The following is a 25,858-nucleotide window of genomic DNA, read 5'->3' on the forward strand; positions in this document are numbered from 1 at the left end:
CATTACATCATCACATCTTTAATATTTTGTTTCGCAATTATTACAACACTTTATCCTGCATTTAAAACCAAAGAAATTTTTTAAATTTTAGATAAGCCCCGCTTTTAAAAATTTCTCTGAACCATTTTAGACCTGAACAGGCTAAAACTCTTTAGAAACTAAAAAAGGTCAAATTGTATGAAAGAAACTCAGTTTGATCGATCGCTACTAGTTAGTGATTATGCCTACCATATCATCCAGCAAAGCTTTCAGAGATTTGTTGATCAAGAGGAAGAAGTTTTCCAAGATCAAGATCCTGAAGCTTTGCATCAGATGCGAGTAGGAATGCGTCGTTTTAGAACAGCTATTCAAGTATTTGGCAAAGCGATCGCCCTACCCCAAGGAGTAAATAATTCCTCAATTGGCAAAATCGCTAGGATTTTAGGAGAGACAAGGGATCTAGATGTCCTAAAGCAAGATCTGATCACGCGCTATCAGCCTCTATTGCAGAATTCAGAGCAAGCTAAGTTTGAGAAAGTAATTCATCATTTACATCAGAAACGAGGTCAGAGCTTTCTGAAATTAAAGAAAACCTTGAAAAGCGATCGTTACCAAACTCTCAAGCAATCTATGCAAGATTGGCTAGCCCAACCCACCTATACAAAAATTGGGGATTTACCAGTCTTAGAAATCTTGCCAGATTTACTACTACCTTTGATTTGCCAGCTTTTTATCCATTCAGGATGGCTAGTTGGGACAACGATACAAACAGGTACAGTCTCTTTAATCCCATTTGAGAATTCTGACGAATTACATCAACAATTAAGGAAGTTCAGTCATTTTTTGCACGATCTACGCAAGCAAATTAAAGGAGTGCGTTATCAGTCAGAATTTTTTGCTGATTTCTATGCAGAATCATATCGTGAAAGAGTTCAAGAGTTTAAGCAGATCCAAGAAATTTTGGGAACACTCCAAGATCATGTAGTTCTCCGTAATTTTCTTGAAACTACATTAAAGGAAAGTTTAGATAAGGTACTTCCCAGCATTGAGCAGGCAATCCAAGAAGATGCGAATGTATTTTGGCAAATTTGGCAGCCTTTACAAGCACAATACCTATCTTCTGAATTCCGAAAATCATTGCGATCATTCCTTACAGAGCCTCTTACCTGATATAGCAGTCCTAAATCATTTATGAGAAAAATAGGGCTTCGACTTCGCTCAGCCATCGGGATACGATGGCTGAGCGAAGTCGAAGCCTCTCTCAACTCATTTAGGATTGCTATAGAAGGGATGCTGTCTATAAACAGAATGAAGATATATCAATACCATGCAAAATTATCGATGGTTAACAAACGCTCGCCAAAAGAGCGCTTATTAATTTTGTATCTGTAAAATTAAATTGACTTTTCCTGTCGTGGAACTAGGCGATCGCCATTTGCGAATAATATTTTCTAATTCAGCGATCGCATTACCATCTTTTAATGTCGAGTTTTGGCTATAGGTTGATATATTGCTAATGCGATCGCCATTAATCTCAAGATCGAGAGAGATTGTTCCAGAGGTCGGAATGGTAATACGTTGGGATTGTAAGTAACGTACTAGATCCGTAGTTATGTCACTAGGGACTTCAGATTTAATTTGCAAAATTTTGATATTAGCAGTTGTAGCCATATCACTATTAGCAGCACGGGATGCGGCCGCAGGGACTGACAGTTTAGTAGATGGGGAAAGAGCAGGAGCAGGTTTTGCAGCCTCAGCACTAACTGGAGCTTGCAAGGTATCTTTATTGGGTAGTTCCAATCGCCTTTGTGGTGCAGTCTTTGCTGCGGTCATACCATCATTCATCGCAGTAGAACCTGCGGTAGAGCCTTGGCGATAACGATCTACATTCCCAATCGGGCTATTGATTGGTTCAGGAGCGATCGCTACTTTATCTGTTCTCTCACGAGGTTTCGCCACAGGATTGATTTCCTGTGCAGATTTAGGAGCAGGTGCGATCGCTGAGTTCGGAGTTGCAGGATTTGCCGACTTTGATGAACCCACAACTTTAGCAGAACTTTCTGCCTTATCTAATTTATTATCTGAGCTAACGGCAGGTGGTGCAGCAGCCTGCTCAGGGGGAGCCGCATTGGGGGTAGAGGCAATTTGATAACTAGGTTGTTCACCAAAGGGAGGAGAAATCAGACGGATTGCACCAATACTGACTCCAACAATGGCGATCACCCCTGCCATAATCTTGAGCCAATTGAGATTGAGGCGACGTACCTCTAGCAACACATTCGGCAAAATTACAAACTCATTGGCACAGAGTTCGATACTTTCATAAAGATCAAATAATTGTAAGGTTGTTAGTTTTAGTCTTGATAATTTCGGAATTTCAATCACATGATCAAGGGTTTCAAAATCATCCTGAGCTAACCAGCGATCGCAATAGCTAGTTACAGCCTCAATGAGATTCGCAATTTGCTGTTGATTGCCTTTAATTACTTTGCGACTATTCGCGAGCTGCAAGCAAAAGCGTAAATTCTGAGCCACAATTTGCGCTTGCCAGTCAGATAAAGGCGATCGCTCTGTCCAGACCTCTAGTAAGCAGGTTGGCAGTTCATAGCGACGACTGAAGATATTTGATTCTGACGGGGAGTAGCTCATAATACTAAAAACTAACCACTCTGGCTTCGCTCGAATAGGGCAACCCAAAGGCGGCGCGATCCGATTTGGGAACTGTAAAAAAGTAGATCTATTAGTAATTTTAACGCTAATTTCTGAATTGCGTCAGGTTTTGCTTGCTCCTCCTCTGCCATCCGTTCTTGATACAGCGTATTAAAGCGATCAAGATAGTCACCGAGGATAGGCTCGCGATAGGGAGGACGTTTGAGAGCCGTACATTTTTCTAGCTGGGCTACGGCATTGCGAATGGCAAATTGTTGCTGGGCAGCTAGGGTACAACTGATTAGAGTCATTGCCCTCGCTTCATCCACATCTAACTTTTTACGTCCCTTCCCCTTGCGAAGAGGGCTAGCCTGTCGCAACCGCCAAAGAGTAATGCGATCGCTTAAAATCTCCTCTAAACCAAGCTTTTCGGCAACCGCCAACATCTCATCGGAACCCAGACCCGTCAACGACTCTAAGGCAAGCAACACTAAATCCAAATGCGCCTTAATTGCCTGCAATTGTGGCAAATCTGGGTTATCAAAGGATGTGGCGGAATGGGGAGTCATGAGTCTGAGGTTGATTTAATTTGAGGCAGAGGTGGAGGTGGTAGAGGACGACGCTTAGTAGTTGCCAGATCACTGGTTTTTGACATGGACAAGTCAATTGACTTCTCGATCGCAGCTTTAGTTGCCTGCTTAATCACACTAATATCTCTTGAGCTATTAGTGGCACTATTGCTAGAGCTATTGGAATTATTATTCCCCTGATTAACTATTTCACCGCGTGAATTATTTTCGCCACGCGAAGCACTTCTCGCCCTTCCTTGAGTTGCCCATGCCTGCATAAAGCTAATCTGTTCTCTTGCAGTACTAGCCAAGGGATAGGTTTCTTTAATTGCGCCAATAATATCTTCAGTAGTGACATCCCTTTGTTCATGGAAGGCACGATACATTCCTTCTACAATTGCCTGTTCAATTTCCGCACCACTAAATTCCTTCGAGATAGAAGCCATTTTATCAATATCAAAGTTTCTCAATTCCATTGGACGAAATCTTTTCAAATGGAGTTGAAAAATTTCCTTGCGCTCTTCATAGGTTGGTAAATTGATAAAGAACAATTCATCAAACCTGCCTTTTCGCAGGAGTTCAGGGGGGAGAGCATGGATATTATTTGCTGTTGCTACTACAAATACAGGACTAGATTTCTCCTGCATCCAAGTTAATAGGGTTCCCAATACACGCTGACTAGTTCCCGAATCCCCCATACTATTAGCAATTCCCCCAAAAGCCTTATCAATCTCATCAATCCAGAGAATACAAGGTGCAAGGGCTTCAGCTAGCTGAATCGTTTGACGAGTACGGCTTTCAGACTGCCCCACTAAGCTACCAAACAAACGCCCCACATCTAGCCGCAACAATGGTAAACGCCAAAGATTGGCGATCGCTTTAGCACAGAGACTTTTCCCCGTTCCTTGAATCCCTAATAACAAAACCCCCCTTGGATTCGGTAAACCATAGGCTCTTGCTTCATCGGAAAAGGCTAACTGACGCTGCATTAGCCACAGCTTGAAATTATCTAAACCACCGATACTATCTAAGGTTTCATTGGGTGTGAAAAATTCTAAGAACTCTGTTTGGCGAATCCGCTTTTGTTTTTCAAGGAGGACGCGATCAATATCTGATTCATTCAAATAATGCTTCTGGACGATGGATTTAGATAATGTGTGACAAATGCGATCGCGTGTCATCCCCATGCAAGCTTTCACCAGTTGGTCGAGGCTATTCCCTGCCAAGCGCAACTGTTCAGCAGGAATCATCTGCTCGATAATATTACGGATTTCTTTATTTTCAGGTAAAGGGAAATAGAGGACTGCCACCTGTTCTTCAAGTTCAGAGGGCATTTCCAGAAGCGGACTAAGTAGAATCAAAGTCTTGCGCGTATTGCGAAAGCTACGATAGAGATTTCGCAGTTGACGCACAAAAATTTCATCAAGACGTTGTGAGGCTAAGCGACGATGCAGATCGCGAAAGACATAAATACTAGCTGTTTGGCGATCGCCATTTTCTACAACCTGCAAAGCTTGTAATAAATTATTTTTACCCTCCTGATTATGCTCAAAGCCCCGCACCAAATCGTAATAGAGCATTTGCCGTGGTGGGCTACATTCTTGAGCAACTTGGGCGATCGCCCTCTCCGCACGCTCTTCTTCCCATGTCACGACATAAATAATCGGGCATTTGGCACGGATGAGTAAGCTCAGTTCTTCTTGAAAATTAAGAGATTTCATTATGGCGGAATGTCTGGGATTAATCAAAATACGCAAAGCATACAGTGCTTTGCGCTTCAGTAAAACCCAATAAATTTTGAGAAAGTGTCATAAAACAACACTTTCTCAAAATTTATTGCTTTTTGATCGATGACAAGTTGCTGTAAGGGACTTGCTATTAATTAAAGTACCTGTGGCTTCGACTCCGCTCAGCCAACGTTAGCTGAGCGAAGTCGAAGCTAGATAACTTTGGTGCGACATTTTTTATCTGCAAGAGACTAAGAGCATATTCTGCATATTTAGAGAATAGGTCGCATCTTACTAGCACATCCTATAGATAATTATGCCCGTCTATTTATTTGAAGCTCCAATTTAGAAGAAATCGTCATTATTGGCTGGTTGACGATAGGGCGTTGGCAAGGATTTGAGATGGCTGAGAAATTGCAATAACTCATCATTGGTTAATTGCTGTCGAGATTTTTTATCAAAGGTACGGACTAAATAATCACGCCCCTGTGTCTTTGTCCAATTAAGTCGATCCATCTCCACATCAATTTTAGAAATTGCATCGGATAGATCAATTGGCTCTGGTGCGATCGTCGGAGTGGACGATTTACTGGGCGTGGGGACAGGGTCAGAAGGGCGAGTTAGGATTTCTTCGTGGGATCTACTAGGCGGCTCGATAGACGCATATTGCAAACTATCATCGGTATAGTCATTCGCCCCATATTCATTGGCATATTCTAGGGCTGGTTCCGATTGAATCGTATGTGTTGTTGTGTGGTGTCCTGCCCCTAAACTGCCTAGATTATTTAAATTTGCGGAGGGTAACGAATTGACCGACGCAGGCTCACGGGAAACCTGTGTCAAAATCGGCGATCGCCCTGCATAGTTGCCATAGTTACTATCAAACCCATTATCAAAGGCAATCCCTGCGATCGTCAAAGCACGCTTCACTGCCCGATCTTCCGCTATCTCCAGATCGCTATCAACAGCCGTAGCCGTGCCCATGATCGCATCACCTTGAGACACGATCGCCCTAAAAGCATGAAGACCATCAATTTTAGGGAGCATCTCAGTCTGGATGCGCCCCTGTGGATATTGAGAGCGAAACTGAGCGAACATAAGTAAGTACAAAATCAAATTCTTGAAAAATTTTGAGCAACAATGCTTTGGGGGGGCAATGCACCACGCAAAGCGCATTCCATCGTCTCATTTTTATGGTAAAAAATATGGCAAAAAATTAGGTTTCTGCGATTTAATAAATAACCTAATTGTTATGGCTCGACAAAGCTACACCACAAAAAATCAATTCTTTATTTTAATGCACCTCCCTTAACTAGTACCGAAAAAATAAGCAAAAGGTGGTGTATACCCGGGGATATTATTTTCATCTACCTCATCGATCTGATCGGGATCGAGATATTCATGGGCATAGCGTAAATAAACCTTTTCGCTGACAAATAGATCAAACAGGTCGGGATCAATGTGATTGTCTATCTTCATCTTCCCGAGGATATGAAGACATTCGGTCAAGGTTTTACCCTTCTTATAGGGACGATCTTTTGCGCTAAGAGCTTCAAAGATATCGGCAATTCCCATCATTCTGGCAGGCAGAGACATTTGCTCGCGGGTTAAGCCTTTAGGATATCCCTTACCATCCATGCGCTCATGATGCCCACCCGCATACTCAGGCACACGACGGAGATTACGAGGATAGGGCAATTGCTCCAACATTTCGATCGTAACAACAATGTGATCGTTAATGATTTTGCGCTCTTCCGCAGTCAGTGTTCCCCTTGAAATATTCAGGTTATAAACTTCATTGTCAGTGAGGAAATTTGTCTCTACGCCTTGGGGATCAATCCATCGATATTTAGCAATTTGCTGGAGTCTTTCTTTGTATTCATCGCGCATGAATTCTCCGCCAATATTGCAAATTCGTAGGAAATCCTGATCGCTAGAATATTGGGCTAGTTTTTGTTGCAAAGCTGCTTCGAGATCGGGAATGATGCTGAGATTACCTGATTCGATCGCTGCAATTTTTTGGTTGAGAAAACTAATTTCCGCATCCCGCTTCAGCACTTCAAAGCGTGTATTCACTAAATGAATGCGATCAAAAATAGTCTCTAATTTTGTTGCCTTATCAATCACATGGACAGGGGTAGTCACCTTACCGCAATCGTGCAGCAATCCAGCAATTCGTAATTCGTAGCGTTCGTCTTCATCCAAGGCAAAATCTTTAAAAATGCCATAGTCAGCCTTACAAGCTGCATCGGCGATCATCATCGTTAAATTGGGGACGCGGCGACAGTGTGCGCCATTGTAGGGCGATTTTTTATCGATCACCTCAGACATGAGATTAATAAACGATTCAAATAGCTCACGAAACTGACCGATTAGCTTGTTGTTAGTTAAAGCGATCGCAGCTTGGGATGCTAAGGATTCCGCGATGCGTTGGGAGATTTGCGAAAATTCAATAATCTTATTCGTCTCTGGATCTTTAGCATTAATTAACTGCAATACCCCAATCAGTTCATTTTCATGATTGAGCATCGGCAAGGTGAGAAATGACTGCGATCGATAGCCCGTTCTCGTATCAAAGGCTCTAGTCCCTGCAAAGTCAAACCCCTCCGCAACATAGGCATCAGGGATATTAATTGTTTTTTTATCAAGCGCGGCGCGGGCTGCCACCATTGTCTCGTTAGGTTTGCCATGATCATCATAGAGAGGTAAGGCAGGAAAGGGGATCGGCTCATTTGGCTTAGATACGAGAATAGTGCCAAGGGAGTCATTCATCATAATTTCAAATTGCAGATATCTCTTATCCTCAGTCGCAAGATAAAGCGTTCCAGCATCAGCATTTAAAATTGTTTTTGCACCCCTCAAAATCATCTCCAAAAGCTTAGGCGTATTTTTCTCCGCCGATAGCGCAATCCCAATTTCATTTAGCTTTTCGATTAATGCAAATGATTCTGATTTGGTGTCGCCAATTTCCATAATTTACGTCCCTATTTGTCAACAGTATCTTTTTCTAAATTTCTAAAAGGGAATATTTCCTCAAATATGATGAGGTTGACTGAGGTCAATAAATATCTCTGACAAAGGCGAAAACCCATTTTTGTGTGAGAGCTGTTGACATATTTGTAGATGAAGCCACCGCCATCTAAACAGTAGAATTTTAGCTAAATGAGTTGTTATTATTCCAAATTTCATAAGACTTATTGCTATTTGTCGATGCTTTAGGTGATCTCTTTGAAGGTTTTGGGTGATAAATTTGGCGCAACTCGCCCAAAGAGGAACTGAACTATAAATTTGGAATTTAAACAACTTAACTCTATGTTATCGGTTTGATGAGGCGATTGCCTAACTGTTTAATCTAGTTGTAACTGTTTTTTTGATGAACTATTGAATAATAAGTGAAGAATTAATGAGTCTTGATTTGGTGTTAGCTAAAAGAGCTTGCATCAAAAGCTATGACTAACTGACATAGCACTTTCGGAGTATAAACAACTCCCATCAGATCATGAACAATGATTGAAGATTAATTTTGCCTTACGACTTAGATTTTGACTAGCCTTAAGTACGAAATCACTTCCTTGTCAAATCGCTATAAGCATGATCAATGTGTTGGCTTTTATTTTGACATACGCGAGCCTTGCCAATTACCAAAGTTACTAGTACTTTCACCAGTCCCATAACTGCCATAAAATTCTTTGCAGCCTTCACCAAAAATAAGAATCCCCTTTCCTTGTTGTTTGGTTTGCTGTTTGGGAGTTTCCTGCCAATCAAAATTAATGACATTATTATTCAATTTGCCTGTAAACTCACCGATGATCTTGCCGCGATCAAAGTTGGTATATTCATATTTGCCTGAAATCATATCCCCACGCTCCTCTTGCAAAGTTAACTTGCCAATAGGGGTTTGCCAATCGCCACTGACTTTCGATCTACAGGTAAGGGTGCTATCAGGTGTCGCTTCAGGAGCAGTTAGATACTGCATTCCGAGCATTGTAACTATGCCTATTCCACCTACTCCCAATGACAAAATCACCCAAGTAGGTGAAATTTGCCATTCTGGAGATTTTTGAGGGATTTGGGAAGAATATTTTAAAATTCCCTGTTTCGTCAATGCAAACTTCTCAGTCTCTTGACCTACTGTTTCGGAAGTACTGAGATCAGGAGCAGTGGATGTCTGTTGAGAATCCTTTGTTGCTGGAGAAGAGCTATGGATATCTTCTTCTGGTAGCAATGGTTGCGATCGCTTGCTTTTAAACCAAAGTTTTTGCATAGTTAGGCAAAATTTCGCTGCCGACAATGAACCTACTGTTTACTATTGTCGCACGAGGACAAAACTCTCGGTGATGAATTCGCTCAGCGATTGTGCTGATATCGCAATCCTCAAAATAAAGAACCAGATTTTTGGTGGTGTGGCGAAGCCACACCACCAAAAATCTGGTTCTTTATTAAATCACTGACCCCTTATGATGATTTCTATAACTATTCGGTAAAAGTTTTAGGTAAATCCATGTCTCAACCTTCGGAAACTGATGTCCAACAGATTTTCGATCGCATTGCCCCAGTTTACGATCGCTTTAATGATCTCCTCAGTTTAGGTCAGCATCGCATCTGGAAAAAAATGGCTTTGCGTTGGTGTGAGCCGAAGCAGGGAGAAACATGGCTTGATCTCTGTTGTGGTTCTGGAGATATGACTGCTTTACTTGCCCAAAAAGTCGCCCCAACGGGTCAAGCGATCGGCGTAGATTTTTCTAAAGAGCTTTTAGCGATCGCAGCGGACAAAGCACGGAACTATTTGCCCAAAATTCAAAAAAGTTTGACATGGCAAGAGGGCAATGTATTGAGCTTGCCTTTTGGCGACAATAGCTTTGATGGGGCGACTTTAGCCTATGGGTTACGCAATGTGAACAATATTCCTCAGTGTCTATCCGAGCTACGTCGAGTTTTAAAAAATGGCGCAAAGGCGGCAATTTTAGATTTTCATCGTCCTAGCGATCTCCTGATGCAAGCTTTTCAAAATTTTTATCTAGATCGCATAGTCGTCCCCCTAGCTGATCGCTTTGCCATGACTGCCGAGTATGCCTATATTGCGCCAAGTTTAGCAAGATTTCCGATTGGTGCAGAACAGGTCAAACTCGCCAAAGCCGCAGGTTTTTCTAGTGCCACCCATTATGCGATCGCCAATGGCATGATGGGAATATTAGTTTTACAAAAGTAGCATCGGGACTCTAGATTTCCATGGTACAAACAATCAGCAATCCCATCACCTTAGCTGAGTTTCTCCAACAACCAGAGACGAAACCCGCCAGTGAATATATTAACGGTCAGATTTTACAAAAGCCAATGCCCCAAGGAAAGCACAGCATTTTGCAAGGTGAACTTGTCCCCCAAATTAATGGCATCTTAAGAACAAAGCAAATTGCATGGGCTTTTCCTGAATTGCGTTGTACCTTCGGTGGACGCTCAACTGTACCAGATATCGCAGTTTTTACATGGGAGCGCATTCCCAGTGATGAAAATGGCGAAGTCGCAAATAACTTTGCGATCGCTCCAGATTGGACAATCGAAATTTTATCGCCCGATCAAAGTCAAACTAGAGTTACCAAAAATATCCTGCATTGTTTAAAATACGGGACGCAAATGGGCTGGCTAATTTTTCCCCATGAAAGAACGGTGTTTATATATCGTCCAAAGCAAGAAATTGAAGTGTTTGATGAACCAGATTCCGTGATTCCCGTGCCATTATTTGCCAGTGAAATTCGACTTACAGTAAGAGATTTGTTTTATTGGTTACTAAAATAAGATCATGGAGATCATGGCTTCGTAATTAGAAACCAAGTTTAAATCGCTAGAAAGTTTGTATTACCAGATTTTTGGCAACGGTTTAAGGTATCGATAAAAATCTAGTACTAAATTTTATGATTGTAAAAGGTTTAGAACTGCCAAATTGGGAAAATATCAAACGGGAATGGCGTGATGCCGATCCTATGTTGTTGTTATTTCCAATTTTATTGACAGTTTTAGGTGGTATCGCCATCTATAGTTCCGACTATAGTGCTAAGCGCACGGAATGGTGGCAGCATTGGGTAACAGGTGTGGTTGGTTTAACTGCGATGTTCTCAATCGCTCGTTTTCATTATGATCGCCTGTTACGATTGCATTGGATTACCTATGCAATCACCAATATTTCTTTGATTTTAGTACTAGCGATCGGTACAACTGCCCTCGGAGCAGAGCGCTGGATTACCATCGGTGGATTTAATATCCAGCCTTCGGAATTTGCCAAGGTGGGGATTATTATTTCCCTTGCTGCGGTCATGCAAGATCGCCCCATCCAAAATCCCATCGATGCCTTTAAGGTCGCTTGGGTGACATTGCCACCTTGGATTTTGATCTTTTTACAGCCAAATTTAGGAACCGCCCTCGTATTTGCCGCAATTACAATTGGGATGTTGTACTGGGCAGGGGCAAGTGGTGGCTGGCTAGCGCTGATATTCTCACCTATTGTTTCGGCAGTATTGTTTTCACTCTATTTACCTGCATGGATTGTGTGGGTCATTCTCATGGGTGTTGCCGCATGGGTTTCCCTACCTTGGTTTCGAGTTGTCAGCACAGTAATTGCAGTAGTAGTTAATCTCGTCGCAGGTCAAGCGGGACTCCTACTCTGGAATATTCTCCATGACTATCAAAAAAGACGCTTGTTACTCTTTATCGATCCCAACCAAGATCCATTGGGCGCAGGCTATCACGTTATTCAATCCCGTATTGCGATCGGCGCAGGTAAGCTTTGGGGGCAGGGTTGGCTTAAGGGCACACAGACCCAATTAAATTTCATTCCTGAGCAGCATACTGACTTTATTTTTTCGGCGATCGGTGAGGAATTTGGTTTTATTGGTTGCATCTGCGTTCTGTTGCTATTTGTAGGCATTTGCTGGCGTTTATTGGTAATTGCGGTAAATGCGCGGGATAATTTTGGTTCCCTATTAGCGATCGGCGTATTTTCCTTTGTGCTGTTTCAAACCTTTGTAAATATTGGAATGAACATCAATGTTGCGCCTGTAACTGGCATTCCTCTACCTTGGCTCAGTTATGGACGCTCAGCATTAATTGCGAATTTTATGGCGATCGGTCTCGTTGAATCCGTTGCTGCCCATCGCCGCACGATCAAGTTTTAAGTCAGGCTTTACAAGCTTGACGCAACAATCATTTGGAAAATTCTATGTTGACCTTGCCAGTGCCAAATATGCGATCGCCTAAAGTCTGTATCATCGGAGCTGGCAATGTTGGCGGAACCCTCGCCCATCGGCTTGTCGAAAATGATTTAGCAGATGTCGTGCTATATGACATTGTGCAAGGTAAACCACAGGGGATTGCCCTAGACCTAATGCAGGCAAGAGCGATCGCTAATCACGATCGCCAAATTATCGGTACAAATGACTTTAGCGATACAAAGGATGCGGATATTATTGTCCTCACCGCAGGCTTACCACGCAAAGAGGGCATGAGCCGAGATGATTTATTGCGGATTAATGCCTCTATTGTTAAGGATGTCATTCCCAAGGCGATCGCCCAATCCCCTGACGCAATTTTGATTGTGGTGACTAATCCCCTCGATATCATGACCTATTTAGCATGGCAGGTAAGTGGTTTGCCACCGCATCGAGTTATGGGCATGGCGGGAGTTTTAGATGCAGCAAGGTTTCAGGCTTTTATTGGCATGGAGCTAGGTATCTCTGATGCGGATATCAGAGCCACGGTTTTAGGAGGACATGGGGATACGATGGTTCCATTACCAAGATTTTCGACAGTGAATGGTGTGCCAATTACGGAGTTAATGAGTCAGAATGCGATCGCTAGCATCATCCAAAGAACTCGACATGGTGGAGCAGAGGTAGTCAAATTAATGCAAACTAGCGCTTATTTTGCCCCATCAGCAGCAGCCTGTGCCATGATCAGGGCGATCCTATATGATCAGCATCGGCTCATGTTTACCGCCGCATATCTTACGGGGAAATATGGGTTAACCGATCTATTTATTGGTGTACCTGTACAGTTAGGAAGACGTGGGATTGAAAAAGTAATTGAACTACAATTAACATCTGACGAAACTAGCGCATTACATAATTCAGCTACATCAATTCGAGAAAGCATTAACCTACTCCCACAAATATCATAATAATTGTGAGGCTGTTGTGAGGCTGAGATATCAAATTATTTCTATGGAAAAATATATTTTTTGAAAGACGGAAAAATATAATCCCTAAAACGTCTTTTTGATAGTCCTGATCAGGAAATGACTTACAGCACTTTGCTCTACCATAGAAACTAAATAAATTCTTGAAATTGTCGCGAAGTGGCAATTTCAAGAATTTATTTAGTTCTTAGACTCAAGTTTTGGTCTTACGGTTAATGATGATTTCTAACTCTTTAGGAAAATCTTGAAGAATACCAAATTCGCATATAGGAATTAAGTGATTTACACTATTAATCACTTTTAGCTATTGATCTCCGTTAATACAATAGGATATAGATAACTTCTAGCTTTAAAGCAGCTTTAATCAATTTACGATCGCTGCGCCATTCCTAAAGTTACTACTCAGATAAACTCCCAGTCCATCCCAGACACCAACCATGACCAATGCGAAGGTAATCCTTGCAGGACGATATCAAATAGTTAAACCACTTGGTGGTGGTGGTTTTGGGCAGACTTTTTTGGCGATTGATCTACAACTCCCAAATTTCCCCAAATGTGTAGTCAAACAACTCAAGCCGCAGTTTAACAAACCTCAAGAATTAGCGATCGCAAAACGATTATTTGATAATGAGGCAAATACTTTACATGATTTAGGAGTTCACGATCAGATTCCTCGACTATTTGCCCATTTTGAACAAAACGGTGAGTTTTATTTAGTTCAAGAATTTATTGAAGGTCATACCTTAGATCGCGAGATTAGCGCTGGACAACAATGGTCACAAAAGAAGCTAGTTTCTGGCTTGCGAGATATTCTCAAGGTGCTGTCGTTTGTCCATAGTTGCCAAGTAATCCATCGCGACATCAAACCCACAAACTTGATCCGCCGTCAAAGCGATCGCAAAATCGTGCTCATTGACTTTGGTGCAGTCAAAGCTCTGAGTACTGATTCTTTAGAGCAACTGATGGCAGACAACAACCCAACCCGCAGCATTGTGGTGGGTTCCCTTGTGTATATGCCCAATGAGCAATTAGCGGGACAGCCGAGATTTTGTAGTGATATCTATGCTTTGGGGATCATGTGCTTGCAAGCTTTCACAGGACTAGCATTTAAGGAATTACCAAAAGATCCACAAACCAATGAATATAGTTGTGCCTTAGCAAGTGCAAAAGCTAATGTCAAAATCCATGCAGGGCTAGCAGCAATTATTGACAAAATGGTGCGCTATGACTACCGACAACGATTCATGGACGCAACCGAAGCGTTACAAGCCCTTGAACGCCTTCTCAGCAACTCCAACGCAGTCACAACTATTTCTACGCAAACTTCTACCCTAAAACCAAAACAGCAGCAAATCCAACTAGAAGAGCCTGAGGGACAAGTAGAATTAGGCTCTCGCTTTTATATTCAACGTCCCCCCATCGAAAAAGATAGTTGTGAAACAGTTCTGAAGCCAGGGGCTTTGATTCGGATTAAAGCTCCCAGACAAATGGGCAAATCATCCTTACTATCACGGACTCTTGCCTATGCCAAATATAAAGGCAATCAAGTTGCTCACCTATATTTTCAAGAAGCAGATAGTGACGTATTTAGTGAACTAGATTCTTTTTTGCAATGGTTTTGTGCCAGTATCGCTTCCGAGCTAAATCTAAATGATAATTTGGATGAATATTGGCAAGGAGTGCTGGGCAGTAAAAACAAATGTACTAAATATTTTCAGAGGTATTTACTAACAGCAATAGAAGCTCCCTTAGTATTAGGACTAGATGAAGTGGATTTGATTTTCCAATATCCTAAAATAGCTTCCGATTTTTTCGGATTGTTACGCGCTTGGCATGAAAAGGCAAAAAATGAAGATATTTGGAAAAAGCTCAGATTGGTAATTGTACATTCCAAGGAAGTCTATATTCCCTTAAATATTAATCAATCTCCCTTTAACGTCGGCTTACCCATTGAATTGCCTGAACTAACGCAGTTACAAATTTCAGATTTGGTCAATCGCCATCAGCTAGACTGGCAACCTGCGGATGTAGAAAAGTTAATGACCCTGACAGGTGGACATCCTTATCTAGTGAGGCAAGCTCTTTATCAAATTGCCCGTGGTCGCATTGATTTGGACAAGTTACTCCAATTAGCGCCCACCGAAGAAGGAATTTATGGCGATCATCTCCGACGGCAGCTCAGTTATTTACGAGAAGATCCCGAAATGATGGAAACTTTTAAAGATTTAGTGGCTAGCGATCGCCCTTTGCATGTGGAGAGTCATTTAGCTTTTAAGTTGCGTAGTTTAGGTTTAGTTAAGTTACAAGGAAATCAGATCATCCCGATGTGTAGTCTGTATTATCAATATTTTCGAGAATGTATTTAGGAATAAATATGGATAACGCTAATTAACATCAACTAGAGCCAGATAGCCAAACTTAGAGCCAAATAACATCATACCAAAATGATGAATGTCGAACAGAAAACCAATTATCTCTATCAAGTTGGCGGCAGTCTATCCATAGATGCACCTACCTATGTGGAAAGACAGGCGGATAGTGATCTTTATGAAAGCTTAAAGGCAGGAGAGTTTTGCTACATCCTCAACTCACGACAAATGGGGAAATCAAGTTTGCGAGTGCGGACAATGCAACGATTACAGCAGGAAAACTTCACCTGTGCGGCAATTGATATTACTGCGATCGGCACATCTGACATTAATCCCGAACAATGGTATGCAGGACTCATTGACAGCATTATTAGTAGTCTTGATTTATACGAAACCTTCGATTTGGAAGAATGGTGGGAGCGCAACCGCTTACTATCACCTGTGCAACGCTTTGGTAAATTTCTTGATGAAGGCTTACTCAAAAAAATCTCTTCACCAATCATTCTATTTGTCGATGAAATCGATAGCATCCTCAGTTTGAATTTTCCTGTCGATGATTTTTTTGCCTTAATTCGCGAATTATTCAATCGTCGCGCCGATCGCATTGCCTATAATCGCTTAACCTTTGCTCTATTTGGAGTTGCCACACCTGCAGATCTGATTCGGGATAAGCAACGGACTCCTTTTAACATTGGTCGGGCGATCGAGCTAAGGGGATTTCAACTCAAAGAAGCTAAACCACTAATGCGCGGCTTGGTATCTAAGTCGCAAAATCCTGTTGCTGTGCTCAAGGCAATCATCTCCTATACAGGTGGACAACCCTTTCTCACCCAGAAAATTTGTCAACTGATTATCAATTCACAGGAGATGATTCCTGCCCAGCATGAACTCGTCTGGGTCAGCAATTTAGTGCGATCGCAATTAATCTCTAACTGGGAAATCCACGATCAGCCAGAACATTTCAAAACAATTCGCGATCGTATTCTCTGGAGTAGCGAGAATCGTCAAGGAAAACTACTGGGCTTATACCAACAGATCTTAGCTTCCGAACCATCTTTAAAAAAGAATCTAGAGGGCGGGATTATTGCGGATGATAGTCCTGAACAGACGGAATTACGCATCACGGGTTTAGTAGTCAAGCGTGAAGGCAAGTTACGGGTTTACAATCCCATTTATGCCGCTATTTTCAATCAAAATTGGGTAAATCAAGCACTCGCTAATTTACGCCCCTATGGTGAAGCCTTTAAAGCTTGGGTCGATTCTAATTACCAAGATGAGTCGAGATTACTACGTGGACAGGCTCTACAGGATGCTCTAGCATGGTCGGCTGACAAGAATTTAAGTAATCGCGATTATCATTTCTTTTCGGCGAGTCAAGAGCTAGAAAAACGTGAAGTAGAAACCGCGCTCATTGCCCAAGCGGAAGCTAATCAAATTCTTTCGGCTGCTAAGCGACGGTTAGAACAGACCCTAGTTGCCGAACAGGAGGCAAAAGTTAGACTCGTTGAAATGCAACAGAGATTGCAAGCCAGCTTAACAGAAGCCGAAGTCGTACTCAAAAGTGCCTCAGCAAAAGCGACATTTATTCTCAATCAACAATTTGAAGCTTTGCTTGAGGCAATGGAAGCTGCTAAACAATTACATGACTTAGAGACTTCTATATCTGAAAAAGTGGGTTTGCGAATGCATGGTATTACAGCTTTGCACCAAGCTATCTACAATTTGCAGGAATATAATTACCTTGAAGCACATTTAGATATCGTCACCTGTATTACGATCCAAGCGAACGATCGCTTAATTGCATCAGGAAGTAGCGATCGCACGATTAAAATTTGGGATGGCAAAGGTAACTTACTGCAAACCCTTGTTGGGCATACCAATTGGATTACCAGCCTCAGCTTTAGCAATGATGGACAATATCTAGTATCAGCCAGTCGTGATAGTACAATCCGACTCTGGAAAATGGATCGTTCCAAAAAATTCTATTTGGAACACCCAATTCAAATCATTAAGGATCATCAAGCTCCTGTTTTAGCAGTCAGATTCAGTCCCACAGCCGCCATCTTTGCATCCTCTGGCGAAGATGCCAAAATTAGGCTATGGCGCAATGATGGTACACCTTTTAATACGTTTGGCAGTGGACATCACAAATGGATCACCTGTCTTTGTTTTAGTCCTGATGGAGAACGTCTAATTACAGGGAGCGCTGATCGCACATTAATCATTTGGAATATTGACGGCACTTTGATCAGAACTATTAAAGCCCATGATAGCTTTATCGAAGATGTTGATATCTCGCCATCAGGTAGACTGATTGCTTCAGCAAGTCGTGGGCGCGATATCAAAATTTGGAATATGGAAGGAAGCCTCCTTGCCATTCTCGAAGGACATACTGATAAAGTTTTGGGAGTCCGTTTTCATCCTCATGGTCAATCCCTTGCTTCGATTAGTAGCGATCGCACAATTAGGGTGTGGGATATTAAAGGTAATTTACTCAAAACGCTCTATGGGCATAAGGGAGCGATCCATAGCATTACATTTAATAGCAATGGTCAAAAAATGCTTACAGGAAGCCAAGATACTACGATCAAGTTTTGGTGGTCTCAAGGCAACTTCTTACCGCAGTTAATTGGACATTCAGATGAGGTTAATTGCGTTGCCTATAGTTCCGATAGTCGGTTTATCGCATCGGCTAGTAGTGATTTGACAGTGAAAGTCTGGATGGCAATTTCTACCAAGATGCTAACTTCTCTCGAAGGGCATAAAGAGAGCATTAATAGTATTTGCTTTAGTCCCGACAATCGTTTACTCGTATCAGTTAGTAGCGATCGCGCCATTAAAATTTGGAATTCCAAAGGAAATTTACTCAAAACCATTTACAACGAGCATGGAGCAACAATTTATAGCGTTACCTATCGTAGTGATGGAGAGTTATTTGCCACTGCGAGTGGAGATAGTACAGTCAAATTATGGACGAAGGAAGGAGACTGGATACATACCTTAGTTGGTCATGCCAATGCGGTTTATCAGGTTTGTTTTAGTCCCGATGGGAATATGATCGCTACCGCTAGTCAAGATAAAACTGTCAAAATATGGCATTGGGACGGAACTTTGCTCAATACCTTTGTTGGACATACAGGAGAGGTTTATAGCGTGTGCTTTAGCCCTGACAACAACACTGTAGCTAGCAGCAGCAAAGATGGCAGCATTAAACTCTGGAATATTGAAGGTAAATTATTACGCACTCTCAATGAACATAATGCAGAAGTCAGAAGTGTTTGCTTCAGTCCCGATGGCAAAAATTTAGCATCGGGCGGTAGCGATCGCTTAGTAAAAATATGGAGTATTGATGGGAAAGAACTCCTAACTTTGCAAGGACATCAAGCAACTGTAAAGTCTGTTTGCTTCAGCCCTGATGGTGAAAATCTCGTTTCAGGAAGTGTCAATGGACGGATTATTTTATGGGATTTTAATTTAGGTAATCTTCTGCAATTAGGAAATAACTGGATTAAGGATTATTTGGAAACCCATGAACCTGTGAACTAATCTCTATGGCTCGGTAAAGCCGAGCCATAGAGATTAGTTCACAGCCAAAGCCGATGAATCACTTCCCTACTACTTTCTGCCCATTTCTCTCTGACGTTTTGCCTCGTAAAGTAGTAATGATGCACAAATAGCCACATTCAATGACTCAACCCGATCGCTTTGGGGAATAGCCACCGCTTCATCGGCAAGTTCAATTAATTCCTGAGATAAGCCATTGCCTTCATTTCCCAACAAAATCAGAGTTGGCTGCGTAAAATCATAATCCCAATAGGTTTGCTTCGCATTTGCCAGAGTCGCGATCGCTTTAACACCTTTAGCTTGCAAGTTGCGAATATCATCGGCAATATGGGTGGCAGTTTGCATGGGACAGCGAAACCATTGTCCTGCGGTAGCCCGAATAATTTTAGGATTCGTCAAATCTACACTATCGCTACTTACTAACATGCCATCAATTCCCACAGCCACAGCAGATCGAATCATTGCCCCGATATTACCAGGATCTTGAATAGTTTCTAATGCTAAGCCTAAGCTATTAATCGGAGCAACTTCACGAGATGGTAAGAAGGCTGCCGCGATCGCCCCATCGGGATTTTTGGTAGTAGCGATCGCTTGTAGTACTTCTTCTGAAACAATTTCTATACGTTCGATTTCATCTACAGATGCTTCAATTTGCTGATATAAGTCAGGATTAGTTGTCATCCATTTCTCAGTACAGCAGACTATCGAGAGGGGATAAGCTGTAGCGATCGCCTCAGTCAATGCATGAGTTCCTTCCACCAAAAACAGTCCCTGTTCTTTGCGATTTTTCGCACTCTCTCCAAGCGATCGTAATTGTTTAACTAATGGATTTCTAGTACTTGTAAGCAATTTGTAACTCCTTCGAGATGCTTAAGCATTATTTAAGTTAAGACTTCGCAACCTATTCAGTCTGACCCTTATGGGCGCATTAACATAGATATATAGGGTCTCACAGAAGCCCTCAGGAGGACAAGGATTATGTCTAAAAACTTCTGGAATGCTTTATTAATCGCAGCCATTGTTCCCACAATGGCTATAGGGGGACTAGAAGCCATAGCTCAAAGCTATGGCGCAATTGCACGCTCTCCCTCAACTCACGATAAAGGTTACTCTTGGAATTATCGTTCGCTTAATGCTGCGGAACACAGAGCTATCAGTGAATGTGAAAGTGTTTCTGGTGCAGGAGACTGTGAAGTGTTGATATGGGCTAAAAATGCCTGTATGTCACTATCTGAAAGTAGGAATGGTGCAGCAGGAAGTGGTTGGTCAGTCGATGAGGATCAAGCGGAAAGAATCGCTCGTCAGGTTTGCTACGATTACGGCGGCACAAATTGCTACATAACTCGCACAATTTGTTTGCCATACTAGTAAGAAATCAAATTACTAGACTTCGCTAACCTTTTTGCTATTCATCGAATCTCTTTTTTTACAACTTTTAGCGATCGCGATCGGAGCTTGCATTGGCAGCTTCTTGAACGTGGTGATTTATCGTGTGCCTGCGGGACTGTCAATTCTGCATCCACCCTCACGTTGTCCCCATTGTCTGCGCCAACTTGCGCCACGTGATAATATTCCGATTATTGGTTGGTTTTTAATCAGAGGTAAATGTCGTTATTGCCATACACCAGTATCTTGGCGCTATCCTGCGATCGAGGCCTTCACAGCGTTCTTGTTCTGGTGTGTGGCAGCATATTTTGGAACTTCACAACCACCTTTGGTTTTAGGATTTTATGCCTTGTTTCTCAGTTGGTTATTGGCATTGTCAATGATCGATTTCGATACGATGACTTTACCAAATTCCTTAACTCAGTCAGGACTGGTACTAGGTTTGGTCTATCAGGGCAGTTTAGCGTTTGCCAATAGCGATCGCACTAGTTTTGCAGCACATTTACTATTAGGAATTGGTGGTGCTGTGCTTGGCATTTGGCTACTCGACATAATGCGAATCGCTGGCAGAATTTTCTTACAAAAGGAAGCGATGGGCGGCGGCGACCCAAAACTTGCTGCCATGATTGGTATGTGGTTGGGATGGCAACAGGTTTTGCTCACAATTTTACTCGCCTCAGCGATCGGTACTTGTGTGGGAGCGATCGCTTTACTATTTAGCAAAGTCGGCAAACAACAGCCTATTCCCTTTGGTCCTTTTTTAGCGATCGGCGGCGCAATTTCCCTGTTTTTTGGCAAATCGATTCTGACTACCTATCTCGGCTGGTTTGGACTTGCTTAACGACCGTGTCGATTAATCTAGCAAATTTTAAAATCCCAAAAGTAAAAGCCTTGCTAAGCAAGGCTTTTACTTTTGGGATTTGAGAGATGGTTTGCTACGCAAACCATCTCTCAAATCCCGTTTTAAATGATCCCGAACTCAAGTTGCTTAAACAAACGCACAAAGTGCGTTTGTTTATTCCACACCTTCGTATCGCCAGGCTACAGGATTAATCGACTCACCATTCACATAAAGTCCCCAATGCAGATGGGGACCAGTTGCCGCCCCCGTTGCCCCGACTGCACCAATCGCTTGCCCCGCCTTCACAAAATCTCCCTCTTTTACATAAATTTCGCTGAGGTGGAGAAATATACTCTCTACGCCTTGCCCGTGATCGACTCCAACCGTATTGCCATGCAAGCGAAATCCCTGTGACACTGTTCCTACTAAGCGCACATATCCAGCCGCAGGCGCAATCACAGGTGAGCCATAGCCACCCGCATAGTCAATGCCGCGATGGTAATAGTCATTAGCAAATTCGCCATTGTAGTAGCGGCGCACCCCAAAGCCTGTGGTAATTTCGCCTTCATTGGGTTTCAAAAATGCCCCATTCCAGAACTTTTGGGGTGTCACTAATTTCTTAAATGCGGAGACCTTGTCCCATTCATAATCCGTTGGCTCTAAATCACTACCAGAACCACTCAGCCAAATACTCTGTGTCGGAAAGTCGCGATCGCCTAATTGCATCGCTAAAGTTTGCTGCAAGCCATCGCCTGTGACCACCACCTGCTTTAGTCCCGCTTGATCAAGAGGGGTTGTGGGAATAAACGCCCGCCAGCGATTGGCTGACATTTGAAAAGCAGGAAACTGCTTGCGATCAACCGATACTGTTGGTGGCACGCCTGTTTTTTGATCAGTGGCAATCCATACCGATACCGTATCCCCAAGTACAGGTGGATTTGGCTTCAGCATTACTTGCAAAGCATCTGCCTTGGCTACACCAAATATCACCGCCGCGATCGCCGAAAGTAAGCTCAAACCAATGAGTAAAGTCAATTTAAAAGGACGAATAACCATAACAACAGGGAATAAAGGAATGTAAGTAAGGATCGTGACACCTGATTTGCTTCAGATTTAGGGAATCAAGGGAATATTTTGGCTCCGCGTAAATTGTTCATAGGCTGAGACTAAGGTTAGGCTATATAAGCTTTGAAATTTGTAGTCTTTGTAAGCATCGGGCACTTTGGCAAATTTCTCTAGGACTTGTTCCTTAGTCAAGTTTTGCGCTTTCCATTGAAATGCTAAATTTTCTAACCAGCTAAAGTAAGTTTGCTGATCTTTTACACCAGTCACATCCGTAACTTCTCCTTCTCCGGGCACAACTTTAGCATTGGGGAAATTCGTAATTAAGCGAGCTAAGCTACCTTGCCACTTACGAATATCACTATCACCAGTGTAGGGAATTCGTTTATGAAAAACCATATCCCCAGTAAATAAAACCTTAGCATCAGGTACATAAACGACCAAATCAGTGCCAGCCGCATGACCATCTACAGGCTCAATTTTGACTTGGCGATCGCCTAACCAAAGATCGAGGGTGACTTGACTATTGAGGACTAAATTAGGAGGTGTAAAGCCCTTTGTCCCATCTTTGCCCATGTAAATATATTCACGAATTGCCCCACGTCCAATCACAGGAATACCCAACTTGATAAAAGTGGTGTTGCCCCCAGTGCGCGCAAAATGATAATGCGTATTTAAAACATATTTAATGGGTTTATCTGTGAGTGATTTCACCGTTGCGATCATCAGTTCTGCTAATTGTGGTGAATGAAAGGGATCGATCACCAAAACGCTATCACTACCAATGACAATCCCCCCATTACAAATTGCCACCGTCTGTATTACTGGTGGAATATCAGCATTAGCAACTAGGGCATAAACTCCTTGCCCCACCTTTTGTAATTTTAAGCCAGCATCTTGTAAACCAATTTTTTTAACCACTGGCAATGGTTTATCTTTCGATGTTGGTTTCGGTGTTTGCGTAGGTGCTGCTTTAGGTGCTTGTTTTTGCGCCTGCGCTTGAGATGTCGCAGGAAGCAAACTATCGCTCATCAACATCATGATGGTAGCGATCGCTGTTAAGTAGCTGGGCATAGTTAAAACCCAGAACCCAAAACTGTGGCGCACGCTGCGCGATCGCCACAGTTTTGGGGGTTTTATATTTAATTGCGTCCAGTTACTTAGTACTAGATCTATATAGCTTGGTTTTTTGAAATTTTTTAGCATAATGCTTCCTTAGAACTAGATCATGAAGCTCTATTAGCAAAACAATAAAGAGCGTCTTTTAGGGACGCTCTTTAATAGTTTAAGGAATCAAGGGAATAGTTCTGCTACGAGTAAATTGCTCATAGGCGGACTCTAAATTTAGAGTATAGATCCCTTTAAATTTGTAGTCTTTGTAAGCATCAGGTACTTTCGCGAATTTCTCTAATACTTGCTCCTTAGTTAAAATCTGAGCTTTCCATTCCAAGGCTGTGCGCTCTAACCAACTGAAATAAGCTTGCTGAGCTTGTAAGCCAGTGACATCAGTGACATCACCATGTCCGGGGACAACCTTCGCTTCAGGGAAAGTGGCGATCAAGCGATACAAGCTGCCTTGCCATTGACGAATATCACTATCACCAGTGTAGGGAATCCGCTTATTGAAAACCATATCGCCTGTGAATAAAACCTTGGCATCGGGAACATAGGCAACCAGATCCGTACCCGCCGAATGTCCATCGACACGTTCAATGCGGACTTGGCGATCGCCTAGCCAAATATCAGTCTGGCTATTGACAATCACCGTTGGTGGGGTAATGCCATTAGTATTATTTTTTCCGCTCTGGATATATTCACGAATTACACCACGTCCAATCACAGGAATATTTTGCTTTACAAAGGCAACGTTACCGCCTGTATGGTCAAAGTGATAGTGGGTATTCAAAACATACTTGATTGGCTTATCTGTCAGGGATTTTACTGTCGCAATCAATAGTTCAGCTAAATCTGAGGTTTGAAATGGGTCAATCACTAACACACTCTCGCTACCGATGACAATCCCACCATTAGCGATCGCTACCGCAGGACTCGCAGGTGGAAAATCAGTACTAGCAATCAGTGCATATACACCTTGAGCAACCTCTTGCAACTGTAAACCAGCATTTTGCAAACTAATAGTTTGAAGCGGTGCTTCCGCAGGTTTTTGGGCTTGCTTTTGAACTTGATTTTGTGACTGATTTTGAGCTACCACAGGCTCCCAACTTTGCCCAATTGTCATTGACATGATGGCTGCGATCGCCGCAAGAGCAAAGGCAAGAAGGTGATTAAGCTTTAGCTTTTTCAGCATTTTTATTCCGTATATATTTCACTAATATTTACTAATAACCAGAAAACCAGAAACTTCCTGCTTCAGTATAGGAAAACGGCTCTTTTTCCATTACAAATAAAACCATATTTGTGACGAAATATAAGTTCTGCAAATGACAGGGATTTACTTTAATCCCAAATCTTAAAGTAGTAATACCAAAACTAAAAATGGCTACACCATTTTTAGTTTTGGTATTACTTGGTAAGCAATAAAATAAGGGAGGTGCTACACCTCCCTTATTTTATTACTTTGATGAGAAAAACCCAGAGTTATGAAAGCAATACTTGAATACTTCCATAATTCTGGGCTTTTCTTGAAGGTTGAACTTTAGAGTTTTACTTCGATATCGACACCAGCAGCAAGATCGAGCTTCATGAGAGCATCGATGGTTTTTGCCGAGGGTTGATAAATGTCGATAATCCGACTATGGGTACGAGTTTCAAAATGTTCGCGAGAGTCCTTATCTACGTGGGGCGATCTGAGAACGCAGTAGATACGACGGCGTGTTGGCAGAGGAATAGGGCCAACGGCAGCCGCGTTTGTACGATTAGCAGTTTCGACGATTTTTTCGCAGGAAGAATCTAGCAGGCGATGATCGAAAGCTTTGAGACGAATCCGAATCTTTTGTTGTTGAGGTGCCACAGTCTTAGGGATGTATTCGGGTAAAATTTTCAGCGTTTCTTATGTTAGCACCCTAACAAACTAAAATCAAACACAAATTTTGCTAGATTCTATGCAACCTAAAAATCTGGTAGTCCGATTTTCTGTGTTAGGGATGGGCGGCCGCCCATCCCTAACACAGAAAATCGAGATGGAACTTTGGTCATCTTGATTTTTTGAGTTGCGCGATTACTATACTGTTACAATCTATTAACAGATACACCTACACAATCCTGTATAGAAATATGTCGTTTCTTCTCTCTGCCCCAATGCTTGCCGCAATTGTGTATGCCGCGATCGCAGGTACATATTTACTTGTTCTACCTCTGATCATTTTGTTTTATTTCAAGGCACGTTGGTATAAAACAGGCTCTCTTGAAAGAGTATTCATTTGTTTCTTAGCCTTTTTCTTCTTCCCCGGTTTATTAGTACTCTCACCCTTCTTTAACTTCCGCCCTGAAGCACGCACTATTTAAAGCACTAGTTAAAAATGCCTTTAAATCAGCGCTTAGCGCTGATTTAAATCAATATTTGAGAG

At 42.2% G+C, this 25,858-nt stretch carries 21 protein-coding genes; 10 read left to right on the forward strand and 11 right to left on the reverse strand.

From position 1 onward, the window contains the following. Nucleotides 1–177: 177 nt before the first annotated feature. Complete coding sequence (locus HC246_RS23500) at nt 178–1,149, forward strand: CHAD domain-containing protein (RefSeq protein WP_169365838.1); 972 nt, start codon at nt 178–180, stop codon at nt 1,147–1,149. A gap of 204 nt (nt 1,150–1,353) precedes the next feature. On the opposite strand, the gene HC246_RS23505 is transcribed toward HC246_RS23500, so the two are convergent. The 6 genes from HC246_RS23505 to HC246_RS23530 all read right to left on the reverse strand — a co-directional run bounded on the left by HC246_RS23505 (nt 1,354) and on the right by HC246_RS23530 (nt 9,188). After that, a complete protein-coding gene (locus tag HC246_RS23505) occupies nt 1,354–2,628 on the reverse strand; it encodes an after-VIT domain-containing protein (RefSeq protein ID WP_169365839.1) in 1,275 nt (424 codons plus the stop codon). A gap of 11 nt (nt 2,629–2,639) precedes the next feature. Further along, a complete protein-coding gene (locus tag HC246_RS23510; RefSeq protein WP_169365840.1) occupies nt 2,640–3,197 on the reverse strand; it encodes a DUF3038 domain-containing protein in 558 nt (185 codons plus the stop codon). After that, nucleotides 3,194–4,918, reverse strand: a complete 1,725-nt coding sequence (locus tag HC246_RS23515; RefSeq protein WP_169365841.1) for an AAA family ATPase — start codon at nt 4,916–4,918, stop codon at nt 3,194–3,196. Before HC246_RS23515 ends, HC246_RS23510 begins: the two co-directional genes overlap by 4 nt. A gap of 351 nt (nt 4,919–5,269) precedes the next feature. Next, a complete protein-coding gene (locus HC246_RS23520; protein ID WP_169365842.1) occupies nt 5,270–6,022 on the reverse strand; it encodes a hypothetical protein in 753 nt (250 codons plus the stop codon). Between the two features lie 210 nt (nt 6,023–6,232). Further along, nucleotides 6,233–7,897 (reverse strand): GAF and HD-GYP domain-containing protein, encoded by a 1,665-nt coding sequence (locus HC246_RS23525; protein ID WP_169365843.1) that lies wholly within the window; start codon nt 7,895–7,897, stop codon nt 6,233–6,235. 637 nt (nt 7,898–8,534) lie between these two features. Continuing rightward, a complete protein-coding gene (locus HC246_RS23530; RefSeq protein ID WP_169365844.1) occupies nt 8,535–9,188 on the reverse strand; it encodes a hypothetical protein in 654 nt (217 codons plus the stop codon). A 237-nt stretch (nt 9,189–9,425) separates the two neighbouring features. On the opposite strand from HC246_RS23530, the gene ubiE reads away from it, so the two are divergent. From ubiE to HC246_RS23560, 6 genes are all read left to right on the forward strand, one after another. Further along, nucleotides 9,426–10,133 (forward strand): bifunctional demethylmenaquinone methyltransferase/2-methoxy-6-polyprenyl-1,4-benzoquinol methylase UbiE, encoded by a 708-nt coding sequence (gene ubiE / locus HC246_RS23535; RefSeq protein WP_169365845.1) that lies wholly within the window; start codon nt 9,426–9,428, stop codon nt 10,131–10,133. A gap of 20 nt (nt 10,134–10,153) precedes the next feature. Then, a complete protein-coding gene (locus tag HC246_RS23540; RefSeq protein WP_169365846.1) occupies nt 10,154–10,717 on the forward strand; it encodes a Uma2 family endonuclease in 564 nt (187 codons plus the stop codon). Between the two features lie 116 nt (nt 10,718–10,833). After that, on the forward strand, nt 10,834–12,090 hold the full coding sequence (gene rodA / locus HC246_RS23545; protein WP_169365847.1) for a rod shape-determining protein RodA: 1,257 nt from the start codon (nt 10,834–10,836) through the stop codon (nt 12,088–12,090). Nucleotides 12,091–12,134: 44 nt separating this feature from the next. Next, complete coding sequence (mdh, locus tag HC246_RS23550; protein ID WP_169365848.1) at nt 12,135–13,091, forward strand: malate dehydrogenase; 957 nt, start codon at nt 12,135–12,137, stop codon at nt 13,089–13,091. A 455-nt stretch (nt 13,092–13,546) separates the two neighbouring features. After that, the gene (locus HC246_RS23555) at nt 13,547–15,475 is read left to right on the forward strand and encodes an AAA-like domain-containing protein (RefSeq protein WP_169365849.1); all 1,929 of its coding nucleotides are present in this window, start codon (nt 13,547–13,549) and stop codon (nt 15,473–15,475) included. A 78-nt stretch (nt 15,476–15,553) separates the two neighbouring features. Continuing rightward, a complete protein-coding gene (locus HC246_RS23560) occupies nt 15,554–19,024 on the forward strand; it encodes a WD40 domain-containing protein (RefSeq protein WP_169365850.1) in 3,471 nt (1,156 codons plus the stop codon). A gap of 69 nt (nt 19,025–19,093) precedes the next feature. Here the strand turns inward: HC246_RS23560 and HC246_RS23565 are convergent, their stop codons facing one another. Further along, nucleotides 19,094–19,891: a TrmH family RNA methyltransferase gene (locus tag HC246_RS23565; protein WP_169365851.1), complete on the reverse strand. Its 798-nt coding sequence runs from the start codon at nt 19,889–19,891 to the stop codon at nt 19,094–19,096. 129 nt (nt 19,892–20,020) lie between these two features. On the opposite strand from HC246_RS23565, the gene HC246_RS23570 reads away from it, so the two are divergent. Together HC246_RS23570 and HC246_RS23575 are read left to right on the forward strand one after the other, a co-directional pair. After that, complete coding sequence (locus HC246_RS23570) at nt 20,021–20,410, forward strand: DUF4189 domain-containing protein (RefSeq protein ID WP_169365852.1); 390 nt, start codon at nt 20,021–20,023, stop codon at nt 20,408–20,410. Nucleotides 20,411–20,444: 34 nt separating this feature from the next. Continuing rightward, a complete protein-coding gene (locus tag HC246_RS23575; protein ID WP_169365853.1) occupies nt 20,445–21,269 on the forward strand; it encodes a prepilin peptidase in 825 nt (274 codons plus the stop codon). Nucleotides 21,270–21,443: 174 nt separating this feature from the next. Here HC246_RS23575 and HC246_RS23580 read toward each other — a convergent pair whose 3' ends face one another. From HC246_RS23580 to rpsJ, 4 genes are all read right to left on the reverse strand, one after another. After that, nucleotides 21,444–22,325, reverse strand: coding sequence for a M23 family metallopeptidase (locus HC246_RS23580; protein ID WP_169365854.1), 882 nt, complete (start codon nt 22,323–22,325; stop codon nt 21,444–21,446). A 57-nt stretch (nt 22,326–22,382) separates the two neighbouring features. After that, nucleotides 22,383–23,405 carry an MBL fold metallo-hydrolase gene (locus HC246_RS23585; RefSeq protein WP_225903100.1) on the reverse strand — a complete coding sequence of 341 codons (1,023 nt, stop codon included), beginning with the start codon at nt 23,403–23,405 and terminating at the stop codon, nt 22,383–22,385. Nucleotides 23,406–23,616: 211 nt separating this feature from the next. Next, nucleotides 23,617–24,639: an MBL fold metallo-hydrolase gene (locus HC246_RS23590; protein WP_169365855.1), complete on the reverse strand. Its 1,023-nt coding sequence runs from the start codon at nt 24,637–24,639 to the stop codon at nt 23,617–23,619. 348 nt (nt 24,640–24,987) lie between these two features. Further along, on the reverse strand, nt 24,988–25,302 hold the full coding sequence (rpsJ, locus tag HC246_RS23595) for a 30S ribosomal protein S10 (protein WP_009625825.1): 315 nt from the start codon (nt 25,300–25,302) through the stop codon (nt 24,988–24,990). A gap of 263 nt (nt 25,303–25,565) precedes the next feature. Between rpsJ and ndhL the strand changes: the two genes are divergently transcribed. Further along, on the forward strand, nt 25,566–25,796 hold the full coding sequence (gene ndhL / locus HC246_RS23600; protein ID WP_169365856.1) for an NAD(P)H-quinone oxidoreductase subunit L: 231 nt from the start codon (nt 25,566–25,568) through the stop codon (nt 25,794–25,796). Nucleotides 25,797–25,858 lie beyond the last annotated feature (62 nt).

It is taken from the genome of Pseudanabaena yagii GIHE-NHR1 (genome assembly GCF_012863495.1).
GTDB lineage: Bacteria > Cyanobacteriota > Cyanobacteriia > Pseudanabaenales > Pseudanabaenaceae > Pseudanabaena > Pseudanabaena yagii.